Below are 17,024 nucleotides of genomic sequence, written 5' to 3' on the forward strand. Positions count from 1 at the left end.
CGATGAATATAAAGATGCTCGCGATGATTTTTGCGATCATCGTGATCATGGTGTTTTTCTACTTCACCACAGATGGCAGCTATCTTACTCCGCGCAATATCTCCAATCTGTTTCGTCAAACCGCCATTACAGGCATACTTGCAATCGGTATGGTGTTTGTAATTATTAGCGGCGAGATCGATCTGTCCGCTGGCTCGATGATGGGACTTCTGGGCGGCGTTGCTGCTATTTTGGACGTCTGGTTCAAGCTGCCGCTCGCCCTCACAATTGTCCTCACACTGGCAAGTGGTCTGGTCCTGGGCTTTTGGAATGGCTGGTGGGTTGCCTACCGCAAAGTTCCTTCTTTCATCGTAACACTGGCAGGTATGCTGGCGTTTCGAGGGATCTTGATTGGCATCACTGACGGCACGACTGTAGCACCAACCTCTGATGCCATGTCCATTATCGGTCAAAGCTACCTGCCCAACCTGTTCAGCCTTGTGCTTGGCGTTGGTCTTTTGGCGCTTTACTTCGGCTGGCAGCAAAAACAACGCGGCATGCGCTCTGAATACGGCATCGGCAATTCACCGGCTTCACAAGCATGGTCACTCAACGCGTTTCTCGCTGTTGGTGTACTTGGCATCATCTGGCTTCTGAATGACTATCGCGGTGTACCAGCTCCTGTTCTCATCCTGATTGGCTTGATGCTCGTAGGCACATTCATCGCAATGAAGACCACGTTTGGTCGCCGCATATACGCCATTGGCGGAAATCTGGAAGCCAGCCGTCTCAGTGGCATCGACGTGGAGAAAACAAAGCTCTCCGTCTACGTCATGAACGGCCTCATGATTGCGGTTGCGTCACTGGTCCTATCCTCGCGCCTCGGCGCAGGTTCCCCCTCAGCCGGTAACATTGCAGAACTAGATGCAATTGCTGCCTGCGTGATTGGCGGAGCCAGCATGGCGGGCGGTGTAGGCACAGTGTTCGGTGCCGTCATTGGAGCCTTCATCATGGCCTCGCTTGATAACGGCATGAGCATGATGGATGTTCCCACCTTCTGGCAGTACATCGTCAAAGGCGGAATACTGCTGCTGGCGGTATGGATGGATAGCGCCACAAAACGTCGCGCATAATTGCGCTTTGAGGCTCTGAACTGGACTATTCAGAGCTTCTCCCTTGCATATCAACTCTCATGATCTGGAATTTGTTTGAAGTTCGAAAAAAATTCAATAGATTGAGCGAACTCCAGATCACTGAAGCACCATTGATTGCAGATCGACGCGATCACAACAGCGAATTGTTTGAAGCATGGCGAAACAAAAAAAGACAGGCAATGTCCTTGAGCAGCGTGAACAAGGGCGGCGTTTGATTTTTTCGCACATCCGCCAGTTTGATCAAGCTGCCCGAGTTGACATTGCCAAGTCTACTGGGCTTTCACCTGCGACAGTTACAACTATAACCGCTGAGTTGATTGCGGAAGGTATTCTTGAGGAGGTAGCAGAGCAGAGCGATACTTCTGAGGTTCGGCGCGGGAGGCCTCGCATAGAGCTTAAAATCAGAGGGGCAGCTCACAAAGTGGCTGGCATTAAGCTCTCCGATAAAGTGGCAACTCTGGTGATCATGAACCTTGAAGGTGAGGAGCTGTCCAATCACTCCATGCCCATGCCAAACCTACCACTTGAGGAAAACCAGACCGTCGATTTTATTTATGCGCTCTTGCATGAAGCGCTCAATAAATCCGGTCTTTCCTATAAGGATCTGTCTGCCATTGGCATCGGTTTACCGGGCATTGTGGACGCTAAGCGTGGCTTCGTTTACTGGTGCCCGCTGTTCGCCTCACGAAATGTGGATCTACTGCAATCACTCTCAGCCAAACTGCCACTGCCTGTCTTCATTGACAACGACACCAACCTCGTTGCGCTTGCGGAGCTTTGGTTTGGCTATGGTCGCAATCATACCGATTTTCTTGTGGTCACCATCGAGCACGGTGTTGGCATGAGCATCGTAATGGACAGCAAGGTTTACCGCGGGGCCAGAGGCAGCGGAGCCGAATTCGGGCATACTAAGGTTCGACCCGATGGTGCCTTATGTCGGTGCGGGCAACGAGGGTGCCTAGAAGCGTATGTCGCTGATTATGCTTTGCTACGAGACGCAGACACGGTGATGACTGGCCACATGAACCTCAATGCAGAACAACGACTTACGTATCTTTTTGAGGCAGCCAAAGGTGGCAATGAAACGGCACAGGCCATATTCAAGCGAGCCGGACAAATGTTTGCGACTGGCCTTGCAAATCTGGTCAATATTTTCGATCCGGCTATCATCATCCTTTCTGGGGAACAGATGAAGTTTGATTACCTTTACGAGCACGACGTCATCGAAAGCATGAGGAACTCCATAGTAAATATTGATGCCCCTGCTCCTGAGGTTCAGATACACAAATGGGGTGACTTGATGTGGGCAAAAGGGGCCGCAGCTTTTGCCCTCAATGAGGTTCTTGCCCGCTCTTTGTGAGCGTCGCATTCATTATTTCAAAACTCAAAGATAATAATAGCTCATAACTCTATTTTGGCGCCGTTAACGCACAAATTACAGTCCACTAGGTAGTTGAACTATGTGTTTTTAGCTTGATTTATTTTGATACTCAAATTTAAATGGACTTAGCAAAAAAAGAGCGGCTCTGCTGCTCACTGCTTCCAGGTAGGGGAACGCAATGTACTTAGGTCTTGATTTAGGCACCTCAGGATTAAAAGCTGCACTCATCGATGAGCACCAACGCATTGTCGCAACAGCTCACTCTGCGCTGACTGAAAGCCGCCCAAAACCCGGCTGGAGTGAACAGGACCCCGAGTCCTGGATTACAGCTGCGATTGATGTGTTTGATCAACTCAAAGCCAGCACTCCTGAAAAACTTGGGGCTCTCAAAGGCATTGGGCTTTCCGGTCAGATGCATGGCGCTACACTGCTGAATGCAGCAGATGAGCCAATCTCTCCCTGCATTTTGTGGAATGACACCCGGAGCCATCTGGAAGCGGCGGAGTTGGATTCCCTTCCAGCGTTCCGCGCCATTTCCGGTTCCATCGTCTTCCCCGGCTTTACAGCGCCTAAACTGCGTTGGATTGAAAACAACGCACCTGATTTATTTGAGAAGGTTCAAAAAGTCCTTTTACCAAAAGATTTCCTTCGACTTTGGCTAACAGGCACTTATGCCTCCGAAATGTCTGACGCCTCTGGCACGAGCTGGTTGGATGTCGCCAACCGGTGCTGGTCTCCCGAACTGCTCGAACTCAGCCACATGCGCCGCGACCAGATGCCAGAACTTGTTGAGGGCACGCAGGTCAGCGGAGAACTGAGGTCTGAACTGACACAGCGCTGGGGCCTGCCCAAAGGCGTTGTGGTTGCTGGTGGTGCCGGAGATAACGCTGCCTCTGCAATAGCGGTAGGGGCCGTCTCTGCTGGCTCAGGGTTCATTTCACTAGGCACTTCCGGCGTGCTTTTTGCCGCCAATGATGGCTACCAACCCGCTCCTGAAAGTGCGGTGCATACATTCTGCCACGCACTGCCTGATGCATGGCACCAGATGGGCGTCATCCTGTCTGCAACCGATGCCTTGAACTGGTACGCAAAGCTGGTGGGTGACAGCGCGGGCAATCTGACAAATGCATTGGGAGATGAGTTACAGAAGCCTGGATCAAACCTCTTCCTGCCCTACCTTGGTGGTGAACGTACCCCGCACAATGATGCGGCTGTGCGCGGAGCGTTTCTAGGCCTGTCCCATGGTGATGATACGCAGGCCCTCACGCGCACTGTACTGGAAGGTGTTGCCTTTGCCTTCCGTGATTGTCAGGAAGCGCTACTCTCCACTGGCACAAAGCTGGACCGGCTCACAGCCGTTGGCGGCGGCTCCCAATCCAATTATTGGCTCTCCCTGCTCGCCACAGTACTCAATGTACCCATTGATCGCCCAACTGCGGGAGATTTCGGTGGGGCCTTTGGCGCTGCGCGTCTGGGGCTCATTGCATCTGAAGGTGCAGATCCTGTTGCCATATGCACACCTCCAAGCTCCGTTGAAACATTCCTGCCTGAGCAAAATCTCTGCGCTGCCTTCAGCGACGCCTACGCTCGGTTTGCTCAAACTTATCCCGTCCTAAAGGATCTCTGATATGACCTCATTTTTCGGTGACATCCAAAAAATTGCCTTTGAAGGCGTAGATTCAACCAATGAACTGGCCTTTCGCCACTACAACCCGGATGAAATCATTATGGGTAAACCCATGCGGGACCATCTGCGCTTTTCTGTAGCGTATTGGCACTCGTTTGCCTGGGAAGGTGGAGATCCGTTTGGTGGACCAACTTTTGATCGCCCATGGTTTGGTGATGAGATGGCGCTTGCCAAAATGAAGGCCGATGTGGCGTTCGATATGTTCAAAATCCTCGGACAGCCCTACTTCTGTTTCCATGATCTGGATGTTCGTCCAGAAGGGTCTAATTACGCTGAGAACACCTGTAATCTGGAAGAAATTACAGAGTATTTTGAAGGCAAAATGGCAGAGACGGGAACCAAGTTGCTTTGGGGCACAGCCAACATGTTCTCCAACCGCCGCTATATGTCTGGAGCTTCCACAAACCCGGATCCTGAAGTTTTCGCTTTTGCAGCGGCAACCGTTAAAAGCTGCATGGATGCAACCCATCGCCTCAACGGTGAGAACTATGTGCTATGGGGCGGCCGCGAAGGATACGAAACTCTTCTCAACACCGATCTAACCCGCGAGTTGGACAACATGGGCCGGTTCCTTTCTATGGTTGTCGATTACAAACATAAAATCGGTTTCAAAGGCCAGATCTTGGTTGAACCAAAACCTCAGGAACCATCCAAACACCAGTACGATTATGATGTCGCAACCTGCCATGGTTTCTTGCAGAAATACGGCCTTGAGAACGAAGTAAAGCTGAACCTTGAACAAGGGCATGCCATTCTTGCCGGTCACAGTTTTGAGCATGAAATTGCGCTTGCTCAATCACTTGGCGTTCTCGGCTCCATAGATATGAACCGCAACGACTACCAATCTGGCTGGGATACGGACCAGTTCCCGAACAATGTCCCTGAAGTTGCATTGGCCTACTACCACATCCTCAAAGGGGGTGGATTCACATCCGGCGGTACCAACTTTGACGCGAAACTACGCCGTCAGTCGCTCGATCCAGTGGACCTGATTGCAAGCCATGCCGGAGCTATGGATATTTGCGCCAGAGGCCTAAAAGCTGCCGCTGCAATGCTTGAAGATGGTGGTTTGGAAAGTGCGCTTAATGACCGCTACGCAGGTTGGAGTTCAGCGCAAACCAAAGATGTTATGGACGGCGCAACACTTGAAAGCCTGACCAATTGGGTCAAAGAGCAGGACATCAATCCAGCACCAAAATCAGGAAAACAAGAACGCCTCGAAAACTACGTCAACCGCTTTGTCTAACCTCCCAAGTTAGATCAAAAAAACCCTGCTCAGGAGTTATTGAGCAGGGGTTTTTGTTGGGAAAATAAACTGGAGTTAGAGTTTCCGCCAAACACCGCCACTTTGAGAGCTGGACACTGCAGTTTCAATGAATCTCAGTCCATCTAAACCATCAGATACGGATGGCAACAGGCTGCTGTTTTGTGGCTGAGGCATATCCAGAATGCGAGCGGTCAGCATATCAGCGAACTCGTTGTAAAGTGTTGCAAACGCTTCTAGGTACCCTTCTGGATGACCACCCGGAATACGAGAGATCGACGCAGAGGCATCAATTGCACCATTTCCGTTGCGGGTTATGCGAAGGCTGGTTTTGCCATAAGGTGAGACATCCAGATAATTCGGATCTTCCTGAGACCACTCAAGTCCGCCCTTCTCTCCGTAAACACGTAAGCGAAGGCCATTTTCATTGCCCGGCGCCACTTGAGAAGCCCACAACATTCCCTTTGCGCCATTTTCATAACGCAGCAGCATCTGCGCATCATCATCCAGCGTACGGCCTTCAACAAAGCTGGTCAGCTCAGCTAAAACCTCAGTCGCTTTCATACCAGAGACGAAAGTCGCCAGGTTGTAGGCATGGGTGCCAATATCTCCAATACAGCCACCTGCGCCGGAGCGTTTTGGATCGGTCCGCCAGCTCGCCTGTTTCTGTCCTGTTCGCTCCAACGGCTCGGTCAGCCAATCCTGAGCATATTCAACCTGCACCAGCCGGATTTTGCCCAACTCGCCAGCCTCAACCATAGCCCGGGCCTGCCGTACCATGGGATAGCCAGTATAATTGTGCGTGAGCAAAAACAACTTGCCAGTATCTTGCTGAACCTGAACCAGCTTGGCACTTTCTTCCACGGTGGTTGTCATCGGCTTATCGCAGATGACGTGGAAGCCTGCTTCTAACATCGCACGCGCTGCCGGATAGTGCATGTGATTAGGCGTAACAATGGCCACGACATCAATCGGGTCGTCACGAAGAGGCTCTTTTGCTGCCATTTCCTCAAATGAGGTGTAGGCTCGATCTGGAGCAATATGAAGCTCTTCCGCTGAAGCTTTCGCCCGATCAGGATCAGAGGACAGCGCACCGGCTACAAGTTCATACCGATCATCCAATCTGGATGCGATACGGTGGACTGCGCCAATAAATGCACCTTGACCACCACCAATCATACCAAGCCGCAGCCTGCGCCCCAAGACCTTCGGTCTTTCCATAACAGGTGCTGTTTGCGTTGCTTCGATGGTCATTACGCTATCTCCGTCATTTTCAGGCTTACTAGGCGTCGGTTCATGGCTTTATCACTACCAGAACCTGCAAAATCATCAAATGCGTGTTCGATGTTTTTGCTATTCCCTCCACGTAGGCATTGACCATCAAGATAGGTCAGCTCAAACTCAATTCGTCTTATTTTCTGCTTCCGACACCCAAAACGGTATAAAAATTATGTCCAATCCAATTGAAAACACACGCACATTTTATGAAGAGAATGCTGAGAGTTTTATTGCCCGCACCGTTCATGTTGATATGAGCCATCATTACAAACACTTTCTCAAATCAATCCCTGCTGGAGGCCGCGTGCTTGATGCGGGATGCGGTTCAGGTCGAGATACACTCGCCTTCAAGAAACTAGGTTATCACTTAGATGCGTTTGACGCATCTTCAGAAATGGTCAAGTCTGCGCGAGACCTAACCGGTGTTGATGTCCAGCAAAACACATTCCAAAACTTCACCTCAGCCGCTATCTATGACGGTATTTGGGCCTACGCTTCACTGCTCCATGTTCCTTATGTTGAGCTCCCTCTTGTGCTCAGCAAACTTGCAGCTGCATTGAAAAACAATGCGCCCCTCTTCGCCTCTTTCAAGCTGGGCGAGGGAGAAGTCACTCGTGAAGACGGTCGGCGATTTTCAATGATGAATGAAGAACGGTTTAGAGCTCTGCTGGCAGAGGTACCAGAACTCAAGCTCGAAAATATACGTATTGTAGATAGTACAAAGAAGATCACACCAGCAGAAAAATGGTTGTGCGTGTTGCTTTCGAAAAGAAACTAATCATCTGATTTTGTGGAATAATGGCGGAGAGTGAGGGATTCGAACCCTCGGAACGCTTGCGCGCTCAACGGTTTTCGAGACCGCCCCGTTCGACCACTCCGGCAACTCTCCGCATATCTCTGAGGTTGAGATTTCGGAACCATATAAAGAAGTCTCGTCTTCGACAAGCCCTATGCTCTTTATGATTCAGATAACTCACAGATCACATGCTTATCCAAAAACAAAAAGCGCAGTGAGAGAACCCACTGCGCTTAGCTCAATTCGATAATTGAAGGACTTTATGCTGCCTGAACATCCTCAAGGAATGTTTTGATGGAGCGATTGAACTGATCCGCTTCTTCAGAAATGCTATCTGCTTGATCGTTGATGTTTTCGGCTGTCTTGGTAGAGCTTTCAATTGTGTTTGCGACCTCTCCCATTTCAGTTTCACCAATACGGGATTGATCAGAGGCGTCAGTTACCGAGCGGGCAATTTCACTTACCGTTACTGCCTGCTGCTCTACCGCCGCCGCCACCGCTGAGGAACTGCCGGACAACTTCTCCATCATGCTCATGACTTTATCAATAGAACCCACCGCATCACCAGATACCTGCTGGATGGCGTGAATCTGATGAGAGATTTCTTCGGTTGCAGTTGAGGTCTGATTAGCAAGGTTCTTCACTTCAGAAGCGACAACAGCAAAGCCTTTGCCCATCTCACCTGCACGGGCAGCTTCAATGGTTGCGTTCAGTGCCAGCAGGTTGGTTTGGTCAGCAATATCTTTAATGAGACTGACGACCTGACCAATGCGGCTTGCAGTTTCGGCAAGCTCCTGAATGGTTTTGGAAGTACTCACAACCAGATTGCCAACTTCGTCCGCAATCTCTTTGGAATTTACGGCTTCACTGGCGACTTCTTTGATGGAGTGAGACATTTCCTCACTGGCCGAAGCAACCGTTGCCACTGAAGATGACGCATGACTAACAGCCTCGCCTGCTTTGCCAGCTTTGTCAGAGACGCTTTCTACTGTCACATTGAGTGCGAAGGATGCATCATGCAATGACTGGATCGCGGTATTGAAGCCTTCTCCTGCCATGTTAGCCACTTTTTCAAATTCGCTGACAAGAGTTGCAACCTTTTGCTCCCGAATCTGACGGTGTTTGTTGTCTGTATCCCGTTCTTCATTAAGCTGGTTACGTTCGATAGCGTTGGCACGGAACACTTCGAGAATTTTTGCCATTTTGGCAAACTCATCGCGGCCTTTCGTTCCTTCGATATTGATGGAGACATCGCCTTTGGCCAGAACACTCATTGCGGAATGTAAGTTTGCGAGCGGACGAGAGATCTTCCAGGCGATAAACCCTGCGATCATCAAGCCGATAACTCCCATTGCACCAGCCTGCAGTAGAAAACGCCGCATACTCGCGGCGGAGGCCTCACTGTGCTGGATCGCGGCCTGTTGCTCGCCTTCAACCCCGATCTTATTCAGCGCTTCAGCCGCTGGTAACATTTCATCCAGCTGCTCGAGCGCGAAGGTCATTTCCTCTTGAATATCGGCACTCAGTACTTCAATCTGCTCAAACGTTTGGGTGTAAGTTACCCAGAGCTCTTCGACCTTAGCTTTTGCGGCCGCTGACATGTCAGCATTTTTCAAAACCATATCAAACTGCTCGATGCGGCTTTTGAAGGTTTCTTTTTCAATCTCGTAGCCATCAACACCAATGGTCCATTCCATGGCCTGGAGATCTTTCAAGAGGCTCGCAACCCGATGGGTATCTTTGCTGACGTTTAGCTTCCGACGTTCCTTATTGATCTCTAAGCGCATGGTATAACTTGCGCCTTGAAGCGCAGCAATCAAACCACCATCAGCATCGGTGCCACGTTCTATAGTCGCCTCAACAACTGCGCCAAATGTCTCCGAAAATCCGTAGGCATAGCCCTCCAAGCTATCGTAAAGCTCGTCATCAATACCTTGAGTATTCAACTCCCGACTTTTCTCGACCAAATCAACAACGCGATCACGAGCTGAGGCCGCGACATCAGCAGCTTCTGAATTGGAGTTCAGAAGGAATTCGCCACCAATTGCCCTCATACGATCTACAGCAGCACCGATAGCCTGCGCATTTTGCATGAGCTGGTTGTAGGACTGCGTATTTTTTTGAAATGCAGCGTTGTCGGAATTCATTTGGGAAAGGAATATTAATGCTCCGCCCAACACGATAATCGGCAAAAGCCCAAGAGCCAATACACGTGTAACGACAGAGTAAACCCAGGCAAACTTTAGAATGCGCATTTTATGCCCCCCGCACGTATGCGGTTTAATTCATTGGATGTGAATAGTCGCGAGATTGCCACATATATTCCATAGTGGGCGCCTATTCCCCTCTCAGCACTTGTATGGAACATGCACAAATCTCATTTGAGACATTCTTCGCTGGTGAAGGTTTATTGATCCTTAAATCAATCGCAGAATACTACTTAAAACGCAGCGTAATAAGTATTATGCCGTAACAAATAGATCCTATGTACTACCACATGGGCGTTGTACGAAGGCGAATCACTCGCCTTCCCGTAGGTTCATTGAAATCCTAGAAATGTGACGGAAGTCTCATAGTCAGAAATTCTCGCCGGTTTACTGAGAATCTGCGTTGACATTCCAAATTGCCTGCGTATATTCCAGCAGCTCATAAATTGCGGGGAAACCCGTGTTTTCGCGCTGTCCGAGGCAAGACATCGACACCGCCTTCTGGATTTTCCAGAGTTTGCGGTCGATCTCCCCGTAAAGGGACGTTCCTAGAGCATAAGGGAAACGGTCGACAAAGTTCGCAGTTTACTGCGACGCCAAAGGGTGCGCTTAGATAAGAAGGACATGCGCATGTTCGCAGTCATCAAAACAGGCGGTAAACAGTACACTGTTGCTGCTGACGATCTCTTGAAGATCGAAAAAGTTTCCGTTGAAGCCGGTGAAACCATTACTTTTGACGAAGTTCTTATGGTTGGTTCAGATGCTGAAACCACCATCGGCGCACCAATGATTGAAGGCGCATCTGTTGTAGCTGAAGTTGTTGAGCAGGGTCGTAATCGCAAGATCATCATCTTCAAAAAGCGTCGTCGTCAGAACTCCCGTCGTCGTAACGGTCATCGTCAGGCTTTCACTACCGTGAAAATCACTGACATTTTGACCGGTGGCGCTAAGCCTGCTGAAAAAGCTGCTGCTCCTAAGAAAGCAGAAGCTGCACCAGCAGTTGAAGGCTCCGACGATCTTAAAACATTGCAGGGTCTTGGCCCAGCAATTGAGAAAAAGCTGAATGCCGCGGGTATCTCTACCTTCGCGCAGATCGCAGCTCTTTCCGCTGAAGATATCGCCCGCGTTGAAGACGAAACAGGCACTAAAGGCCGCTTCGAACGTGATAACTGGGTTGCTCAGGCTAAGGAACTCGCAGCGAAGTAATTCGCAAGCGATCTTATCCTAGACAGATTAAACGGAGACCTTCGTTATGGCTCATAAAAAAGCTGGCGGTTCATCCCGCAACGGTCGCGACTCAGCTGGTCGTCGCCTTGGTATCAAGAAATTCGGCGGCGAAGCTGTAATTCCTGGCAACATTATTGCACGTCAACGTGGCACTAAGTGGCACCCTGGCGCAGGCGTGGGCATTGGTAAAGATCACACCATCTTTGCGACTGTCGAAGGCAAAGTATTGTTCCAAGAAAAACGCAATGGCCGAACGTTTATTAATGTGATGCCAGTGGCGCTAGCCGCAGAGTAAAGCTGACGTGATAATCCAAATCGTCGGCGTCTCATTTGACCCCGACGGATTTGGAAAAATCCGGTTCAGATCGAAAGATCAGAAAAGGGGAGATGGGATGCCATCTTCCCTTTTTCTTTGCCCAGTGGGATGGGCAGTTTATCGGAGTTAAGAACATGGTAGTTGAATACGAAGAAATCCCAGAGGAAAGCAGTTGCGTTGCGGCCGGGTCGCCGCAGGACACAGCGCGTCTTGTTATCGACCGAGCGCGCAAAGATGATTTGGCTGACATCCTGTTTTTGGCCAACAACCGTCGGATCGCTGAAAAGTTGACAAACATGTTGCACCCGTTCACGTATGAAGACGCTAAAGCGCTCGTGAAACGCAGTGAAGTGCAACTGCAGAGTCAGGCGACATTCGCGATCCGTATGAAAAACACAGGCCGTTTTATTGGCGCGATCGGTTTCAATCCGCTTGCTGAGGACTTTGGTGCTGTGCACCTTGGTTACTGGGTTGGCGAACCATTCTGGAACCAAGGATATGCGACTGAAGCGGTCAAATCTGTCATGGAATTCGCGTTTGCTGATGCTGGCATTAGAGTGCTCTCCGCCTCTTGCCGCGTGAGCAATCCTGCCTCGCACCGTATTTTGACCAAATGCGGCTTTAAGCAGGACGGAACGACAAAGCTGCACTCACTTGGTGCTAAAGCCTTAGTGAATGCAACGCGCTTTGCACTGACCCGTACCCAATGGATCGCGAATACGCGATGGGGTTCAGCAGGTTAAGTGATGCCTTGGATAAGCGGGCTGCACCTGACCGCAGCCTGCCCAATGGCATAGTGCTTGTCGTTTGCCCTTGCGGGCAGATCTTCAAACCTAAGCTGGTTTTCTTTTCTATTGCGCTTTTTTGCTTTGTTCGAAGCAATATCCAAAGGAGCTGAAAAGAACCCGTGCTTTGCCATCACTTACCTTCATTTCTTAAACAATAGAGATATATGACATTGATTTATAAGGCCAATTGCGATGTTCACTACAACTATAGATACGTTAAGGCTGGAGCTGCGCCCATTCCAATCTGACGACCTTGACCAATTCTGGAAGATTGGGCCTTCCAATTATGAAATTGCTTGCTGGCTTACCGGACTGACCTGGCCACCTCTTTTTGAGGAGGCAAAAGAGTTCATAGACAGTGCGCGTGCTGCAAACCAAAATACGGACTCCTACCCCTTTGCAATTGACTGCAACGGGCAACTGATTGGTTGTATTGAAGTCCAAAAAGCCGGTGATCTCAAAGAGTTCCCCGAGTTGCCAACCATTGGCTACTGGCTGAGTTCAGCTGCGCAAGGTCATGGTTATATGCAGGAAGCTTGTGTGGCTGCGTTGCATTGGGGCTTTGCACGTGATGCTTGCAACATCTTTGCTGTTCGGGTGTTTGCCAATAACTTTCCGTCACAACGGACACTGAAACGCCTCGGCTTTGAGCCTGTCGGCGTTTGTATTCGATACTCTAAACCTCTGAAACAAAACGTAGAAAACATCATCATGCACCTTCCGAGAGATCGGTTTGAGGCGTTGCATGGTGATGCGCATGTGATGATGGGAGCCGCACAATGACTAGTTTTCCTCGGTTGAGAACTGCCAGCTTGGTATTGCGTGAATGGAAAGAAAGCGACTTACTTGTCGTGTTCAAACACCTGCAAAATCAGAATGTTACGCGCATGCTCGCGAGCGCTCCCTACCCCTATACTGTTGCGGATGCAGAGGCGTTTCTTAGTCGGTTTATGCCCTTTGACCCATCAAAAGCCGTGAACTGGGCCATTGAGCTGAATGGAGAGGCTGTTGGCGGCTGCGGTGCTGGTCATTTACAGGAAACGCCCGAAGTTGGCTTTTGGTTAGCTGAGAGCCATTGGAAAAAAGGCATTATGTTTGAGGCCCTTAGTGAGATGCTTCGTTACTTCTTGCTGGAGCGGGAGCTTCCGACAATCGCTGCTGATGCCTTTACAGATAATCCCGGCTCACTGGGCTTATTGCGCAAGGTCGGCTTTGTCAGTCAAGGGTTTAACATGGGCCGAAGCCGTGCGCGCCTTGCTGGTGATTATCCGACTGAAGAGTTTGCTATTACCCCACTTGATTTCATCGGCGCCAAGAGCCTTAGAGCGAAGGAGGCCGCACAATGAATTTCCCGCAATTACAAACCAACCGGTTGATTTTGCGCGCATTTCTGCCGGATGATTATCAGCGACTCCGCTACCTGTTTTCTGATTTTGATGTGGCCCGGATGACTTCCAGTTTTCCGCACCCTTTGACCAATGATAGTGCTCAAAAGTTGATGTCACGGTTCATGTCCAACGACCCCAAAACGAATGTCGTTTGGGCAATTGATAACGGAACCGGGTTTATCGGCTCTATTGGTGCTCATGAAATTGGCGAGAGTAGCTCTCTGGGATATGCGCTTGGAAAATACTACTGGGGCCGCGGTTATATGAGTGAAGCGGTGCAAGCCGTTGTAAACTATCTTAAATTCGAGCGTTGCGTTGAAAACGTAAATGCTTGCGTTTTTTTGGAGAATCCTGCGTCCTTTCGCGTTCTTTTGAAGAACGGCTTCACCCCGACCTCATTGTGCAAGCACACCTGTGTTTCCAGAGGGGAAGATGAGATCGACACCCAGAACTTCACACTCGCCCTTACTGAAGCTTCTTTGCAATCACAAAAGTTGGCTGCGGGGATAAATTAGGATGTTGTTTCCCGAGCTTAAAACATCGCGCCTGATATTGCGTCAGGCGCGAGACACCGATCTGCCTCGGTTGGTTGCCTATGCCAACACCTATGAGGTTGCCAGTATGCTCTCTGGCATGCCTCATCCCTTTACCGAGGAAGACGGAAAATTCTTCATCAATCGAGCCAAGACCAACAAGCCCAAAGATGTGGTCCTCTGGGTGATTGATGATGGTACTGGTCTCGTCGGCACCATCTGGGCTAAGTTTGACGGCCCCAAATGCTGGACTGGATATTGGCTTGGCAAGCCGCATTGGGGCAACGGCTATATGAGTGAGGCTTTGCAAGCTACGTTGAGCTATGCTTTTGCGCTGCGCGATGTCTCCCTCTTCTCCGCTGGCGTGTTCAACGACAATCCTGCCTCCTATCGGCTTTTGGAGAAAATGGGTTTTCACAGGGTTGGATTGGAGACCATCTCCTCCAAAGGGCGTGGTGGCGCAGAGATTCCGCATATCCTTTTGGAACTCCCTAAGGATGCATTTATTGCCGCCACAAAAGTCTTGGAGGGCGCGGATTTATGAAAGATCAGAACTCTGAGCTTCCCACATTTCCCGTTCTTCAAAGCAAGCGACTGGTCCTACGCCAATTGAGGCAGGACGATCTAACCTCAGTTTGCGCTTATCTCGCCAATTTTGAGGTGACTAAAAATCTAAGTACGCAGCCCCACCCCTTCACTGAAGCGGACGGTGTTTCGTATCTGGAGAGCGTGAGAGCTGAAGACCCGACCCAGAACATCACTTGGGCCATTGAACATGCTGGTGTTTTTTGCGGAAACTTGAGGGTGAAGAACCTTCAGGGCACTCCACGTGTTGGCTATTGGCTGGGGCAGGATCATTGGGGCAAGGGCTTTATGAGTGAGGCCGTGTTTGCAGCGCTTTGCTTCCTGTTCGAAGAGCGACTTGTTCCCGTTGTTCAAACGGGTGTTTTTGAAGGCAATCCGGCCTCTTTACGCGTGTTGGAAAAGCTAGGCTTCACCGTGACAGGAAAATCTACTCACCCCTGCCGGGCCCGAGGTAGAATCCTACTGGATGAAACCGAACTAGAGATGGCCACCGCGCGCTTCACTGAAATATCTTCCAAAAACTAACTCACCATTTTAGACAGATAATTGGAGCTATCAATGTTTCCCGTGCTCAACACAGATCGCCTGACCCTTCGCAAATTGAAAGATGATGATCTGGAGCCAATTTGCGACCACCTCAATAACTTTGAGGTCAGCAAAATGCTGAATAATGTGCCATACCCCTACACCAACGCAGATGGTGAGTGGTGGCTAACCCACTGCAAAGAAACGCCTCTTACAGAGGAGATTAACTGGGTCATTGAGACCGAGCATGGGTTATCGGGCATGATTGGCATTCGCATTGCTGAAGATGGCATTCCCCGCATTGGGTATTGGCTAACGGAAACCTATTGGGGCAAGGGCTATATGAGCGAGGCTGCGGAAGCCGTGGTCAACTACTGCTTTGAAGTCCTTGGTGCTACCAAAGTGAGTTCCGGTGCCTTTAGCGAGAATTCCGGTTCGCGCAACGTGTTGGCGAAAAACGGTTTTCAAACCATTGGATCACGGCCAGATAAAAGCCGCGCCCGTGGCGATGAGGAAGTAACGCTCATTGAGGTGGAGCTTACCCGCGACCTCTGGGAAGCGATGCGGGCCATCACAGTTTAGATTTTGAAGTAGAGGCATTTCTCGGAGTTTTTGATGTTTCCGAATTTGAAGACAAAACGCTTAGTTTTGCGCGAAGTAGAGCAGAGTGATCTCAATTCACTCTGCAAACACATTAACAATTACACTATTGCCAAAATGCTGGCTCATGTACCCTTCCCCTATACGCAAATGGATGGCCAACGGTGGATCAATTATTGCCTGGAAAGCCCTTTGAGCACTCAAACAGCATGGGTAATCGAGACGGAGGGCGATTTTATAGGCGTCATCAGCGCTTTGAAGCTCTCCAACAATGAGCCGTTTCTCGGCTACTGGATTGCAGAAACCTATTGGAATAGAGGTTTTGCGAGTGAAGCAGCTGCGGAGGTCATCAGGTATTGCTTTGAAACCTTGAGATTAGAGAGACTGCACTCTTCCGCACTATCCGAGAATATTGGTTCGCTCAAAGTCCTCAGAAAAAATGGATTTATTGACTGGGGTCATGGCGTTGCACACCCGCTTGCACGAAGCCGCGAAGAGCTTGAGAAAACCGAACTGATTTTAACGAGAGAGCAGTGGGAAGCGACACCTATGCTTTTAACTTAAGCCGTTATGTTCACACTCAAATTTTGGAAGAAAGATGCTTCCAGTTCTCAGATCAGAACGGGTTTACAGTGGTCGACTATGGCACCCATCAAAGCAGCGCTCGCGAGGATGTGGACCCCATGCTGATCAAGCTAGAAATAATGCGGGACGTTAGGCAATTGGGGGTGGTGTTGATCTGGGAATACAAAATCTGGACAAAAAAAAGAGCGCATTGCTGCGCTCTTTTTAAACTGTAACGGCTCGAATTATACGGTTTCGAGGTTCACAGCGCTTGCGCGGCCATCACGACCAGTTTCCAGGTCGTAAGTTACGTCCTGGCCATCAGCCAATGTGGAAAGACCGGAGCGCTCTACAGCTGAAATGTGAACGAATACATCGTTGCTGCCATCTTCAGGTGCAATAAAACCGAAACCTTTAGTGCCGTTGAACCATTTCACGGTGCCTTTAGCCATCGTGGTATCTCCTAAGTTAGTTTGTCGCTGCGGTATGCTGCGACTAATTAGCGTCAGGGCAAAATCGAGTGCTCTGACGCCCTAAAAAGGGAGACAGGGTGTCGATAGTCTTAACGTGAGACAGGGAATTCCATATTCTGACACGGAAGTAAAGCCCGCCCTGTCAATTAAGCTTATTAAATTCGAATTTTTTGGGCATAACTCGCTGTTTTTGTTGATTAGAGCGTTAATAATATTTTTTTGACAACCAGCAGCACTCTTTAGGGGACCATACCAGTCGAAATATATCAGCACCCCTTT

The 17,024-nt window shown here is 49.8% G+C and carries 18 protein-coding genes and 1 tRNA gene; 15 read left to right on the forward strand and 4 right to left on the reverse strand.

All coding sequences use genetic code 11. The annotated features are described in order from the left end of the window. Positions 1-2: 2 nt before the first annotated feature. The 4 genes from BLS62_RS17490 (at position 3) to xylA (ending at position 5,447) form a co-directional block, all read left to right on the forward strand. Complete coding sequence (locus BLS62_RS17490) at positions 3-1,112, forward strand: sugar ABC transporter permease (RefSeq protein WP_244283645.1); 1,110 nt, start codon at positions 3-5, stop codon at positions 1,110-1,112. A gap of 175 nt (positions 1,113-1,287) precedes the next feature. Continuing rightward, on the forward strand, positions 1,288-2,493 hold the full coding sequence (locus BLS62_RS17495; RefSeq protein ID WP_093183322.1) for an ROK family transcriptional regulator: 1,206 nt from the start codon (positions 1,288-1,290) through the stop codon (positions 2,491-2,493). 199 nt (positions 2,494-2,692) lie between these two features. Next, the gene (gene xylB / locus BLS62_RS17500) at positions 2,693-4,141 is read left to right on the forward strand and encodes a xylulokinase (protein WP_093183325.1); all 1,449 of its coding nucleotides are present in this window, start codon (positions 2,693-2,695) and stop codon (positions 4,139-4,141) included. A gap of 1 nt (position 4,142) precedes the next feature. Then, complete coding sequence (gene xylA, locus BLS62_RS17505; RefSeq protein ID WP_093183327.1) at positions 4,143-5,447, forward strand: xylose isomerase; 1,305 nt, start codon at positions 4,143-4,145, stop codon at positions 5,445-5,447. Between the two features lie 75 nt (positions 5,448-5,522). On the opposite strand, the gene BLS62_RS17510 is transcribed toward xylA, so the two are convergent. Beyond that, positions 5,523-6,719: a Gfo/Idh/MocA family protein gene (locus BLS62_RS17510; RefSeq protein WP_093183330.1), complete on the reverse strand. Its 1,197-nt coding sequence runs from the start codon at positions 6,717-6,719 to the stop codon at positions 5,523-5,525. On the opposite strand from BLS62_RS17510, the gene BLS62_RS17515 reads away from it, so the two are divergent. Then, a complete protein-coding gene (locus BLS62_RS17515) occupies positions 6,712-7,521 on the forward strand; it encodes a class I SAM-dependent methyltransferase (RefSeq protein ID WP_208990925.1) in 810 nt (269 codons plus the stop codon). The genes BLS62_RS17510 and BLS62_RS17515 overlap by 8 nt on opposite strands. A 21-nt stretch (positions 7,522-7,542) precedes the next feature. Here BLS62_RS17515 and BLS62_RS17520 read toward each other — a convergent pair. Continuing rightward, positions 7,543-7,632 (reverse strand) — tRNA-Ser (locus BLS62_RS17520). Positions 7,633-7,799: 167 nt separating this feature from the next. Further along, positions 7,800-9,794, reverse strand: a complete 1,995-nt coding sequence (locus BLS62_RS17525; protein ID WP_208990926.1) for a methyl-accepting chemotaxis protein — start codon at positions 9,792-9,794, stop codon at positions 7,800-7,802. 582 nt (positions 9,795-10,376) lie between these two features. On the opposite strand from BLS62_RS17525, the gene rplU reads away from it, so the two are divergent. The 10 genes from rplU to BLS62_RS17580 all read left to right on the forward strand — a co-directional run bounded on the left by rplU (position 10,377) and on the right by BLS62_RS17580 (position 16,272). Further along, positions 10,377-10,952 carry a 50S ribosomal protein L21 gene (gene rplU / locus BLS62_RS17530; protein ID WP_093183336.1) on the forward strand — a complete coding sequence of 192 codons (576 nt, stop codon included), beginning with the start codon at positions 10,377-10,379 and terminating at the stop codon, positions 10,950-10,952. 46 nt (positions 10,953-10,998) lie between these two features. Continuing rightward, a complete protein-coding gene (gene rpmA, locus BLS62_RS17535; RefSeq protein ID WP_093183338.1) occupies positions 10,999-11,268 on the forward strand; it encodes a 50S ribosomal protein L27 in 270 nt (89 codons plus the stop codon). Between the two features lie 35 nt (positions 11,269-11,303). Beyond that, complete coding sequence (locus tag BLS62_RS17540; RefSeq protein ID WP_208990927.1) at positions 11,304-12,032, forward strand: GNAT family N-acetyltransferase; 729 nt, start codon at positions 11,304-11,306, stop codon at positions 12,030-12,032. Positions 12,033-12,269: 237 nt separating this feature from the next. Further along, on the forward strand, positions 12,270-12,860 hold the full coding sequence (locus BLS62_RS17550; RefSeq protein ID WP_093183343.1) for a GNAT family N-acetyltransferase: 591 nt from the start codon (positions 12,270-12,272) through the stop codon (positions 12,858-12,860). Further along, positions 12,857-13,423 (forward strand): GNAT family N-acetyltransferase, encoded by a 567-nt coding sequence (locus BLS62_RS17555; protein ID WP_093183346.1) that lies wholly within the window; start codon positions 12,857-12,859, stop codon positions 13,421-13,423. The genes BLS62_RS17550 and BLS62_RS17555 overlap by 4 nt, the downstream gene beginning before the upstream one ends. Beyond that, a complete protein-coding gene (locus tag BLS62_RS17560) occupies positions 13,420-13,980 on the forward strand; it encodes a GNAT family N-acetyltransferase (RefSeq protein ID WP_093183349.1) in 561 nt (186 codons plus the stop codon). The genes BLS62_RS17555 and BLS62_RS17560 overlap by 4 nt, the downstream gene beginning before the upstream one ends. A 1-nt stretch (position 13,981) precedes the next feature. Then, on the forward strand, positions 13,982-14,542 hold the full coding sequence (locus BLS62_RS17565) for a GNAT family N-acetyltransferase (protein WP_093183352.1): 561 nt from the start codon (positions 13,982-13,984) through the stop codon (positions 14,540-14,542). Then, positions 14,539-15,108 carry a GNAT family N-acetyltransferase gene (locus BLS62_RS17570; protein ID WP_093183355.1) on the forward strand — a complete coding sequence of 190 codons (570 nt, stop codon included), beginning with the start codon at positions 14,539-14,541 and terminating at the stop codon, positions 15,106-15,108. The genes BLS62_RS17565 and BLS62_RS17570 overlap by 4 nt, the downstream gene beginning before the upstream one ends. 33 nt (positions 15,109-15,141) lie before the next feature. Next, entirely contained in the window at positions 15,142-15,690 is a 549-nt protein-coding gene (locus BLS62_RS17575; protein WP_093183357.1) for a GNAT family N-acetyltransferase, read from the forward strand. Positions 15,691-15,723: 33 nt separating this feature from the next. Beyond that, positions 15,724-16,272, forward strand: coding sequence for a GNAT family N-acetyltransferase (locus BLS62_RS17580; protein WP_093183359.1), 549 nt, complete (start codon positions 15,724-15,726; stop codon positions 16,270-16,272). A gap of 245 nt (positions 16,273-16,517) precedes the next feature. Here the strand turns inward: BLS62_RS17580 and BLS62_RS17585 are convergent, their stop codons facing one another. Beyond that, entirely contained in the window at positions 16,518-16,724 is a 207-nt protein-coding gene (locus tag BLS62_RS17585) for a cold-shock protein (protein WP_093183361.1), read from the reverse strand. Between the last annotated feature and the right edge of the window lie 300 nt (positions 16,725-17,024).

Origin of the sequence: Pseudovibrio sp. Tun.PSC04-5.I4, assembly GCF_900104145.1 — a bacterium.
Lineage (GTDB): Bacteria > Pseudomonadota > Alphaproteobacteria > Rhizobiales > Stappiaceae > Pseudovibrio.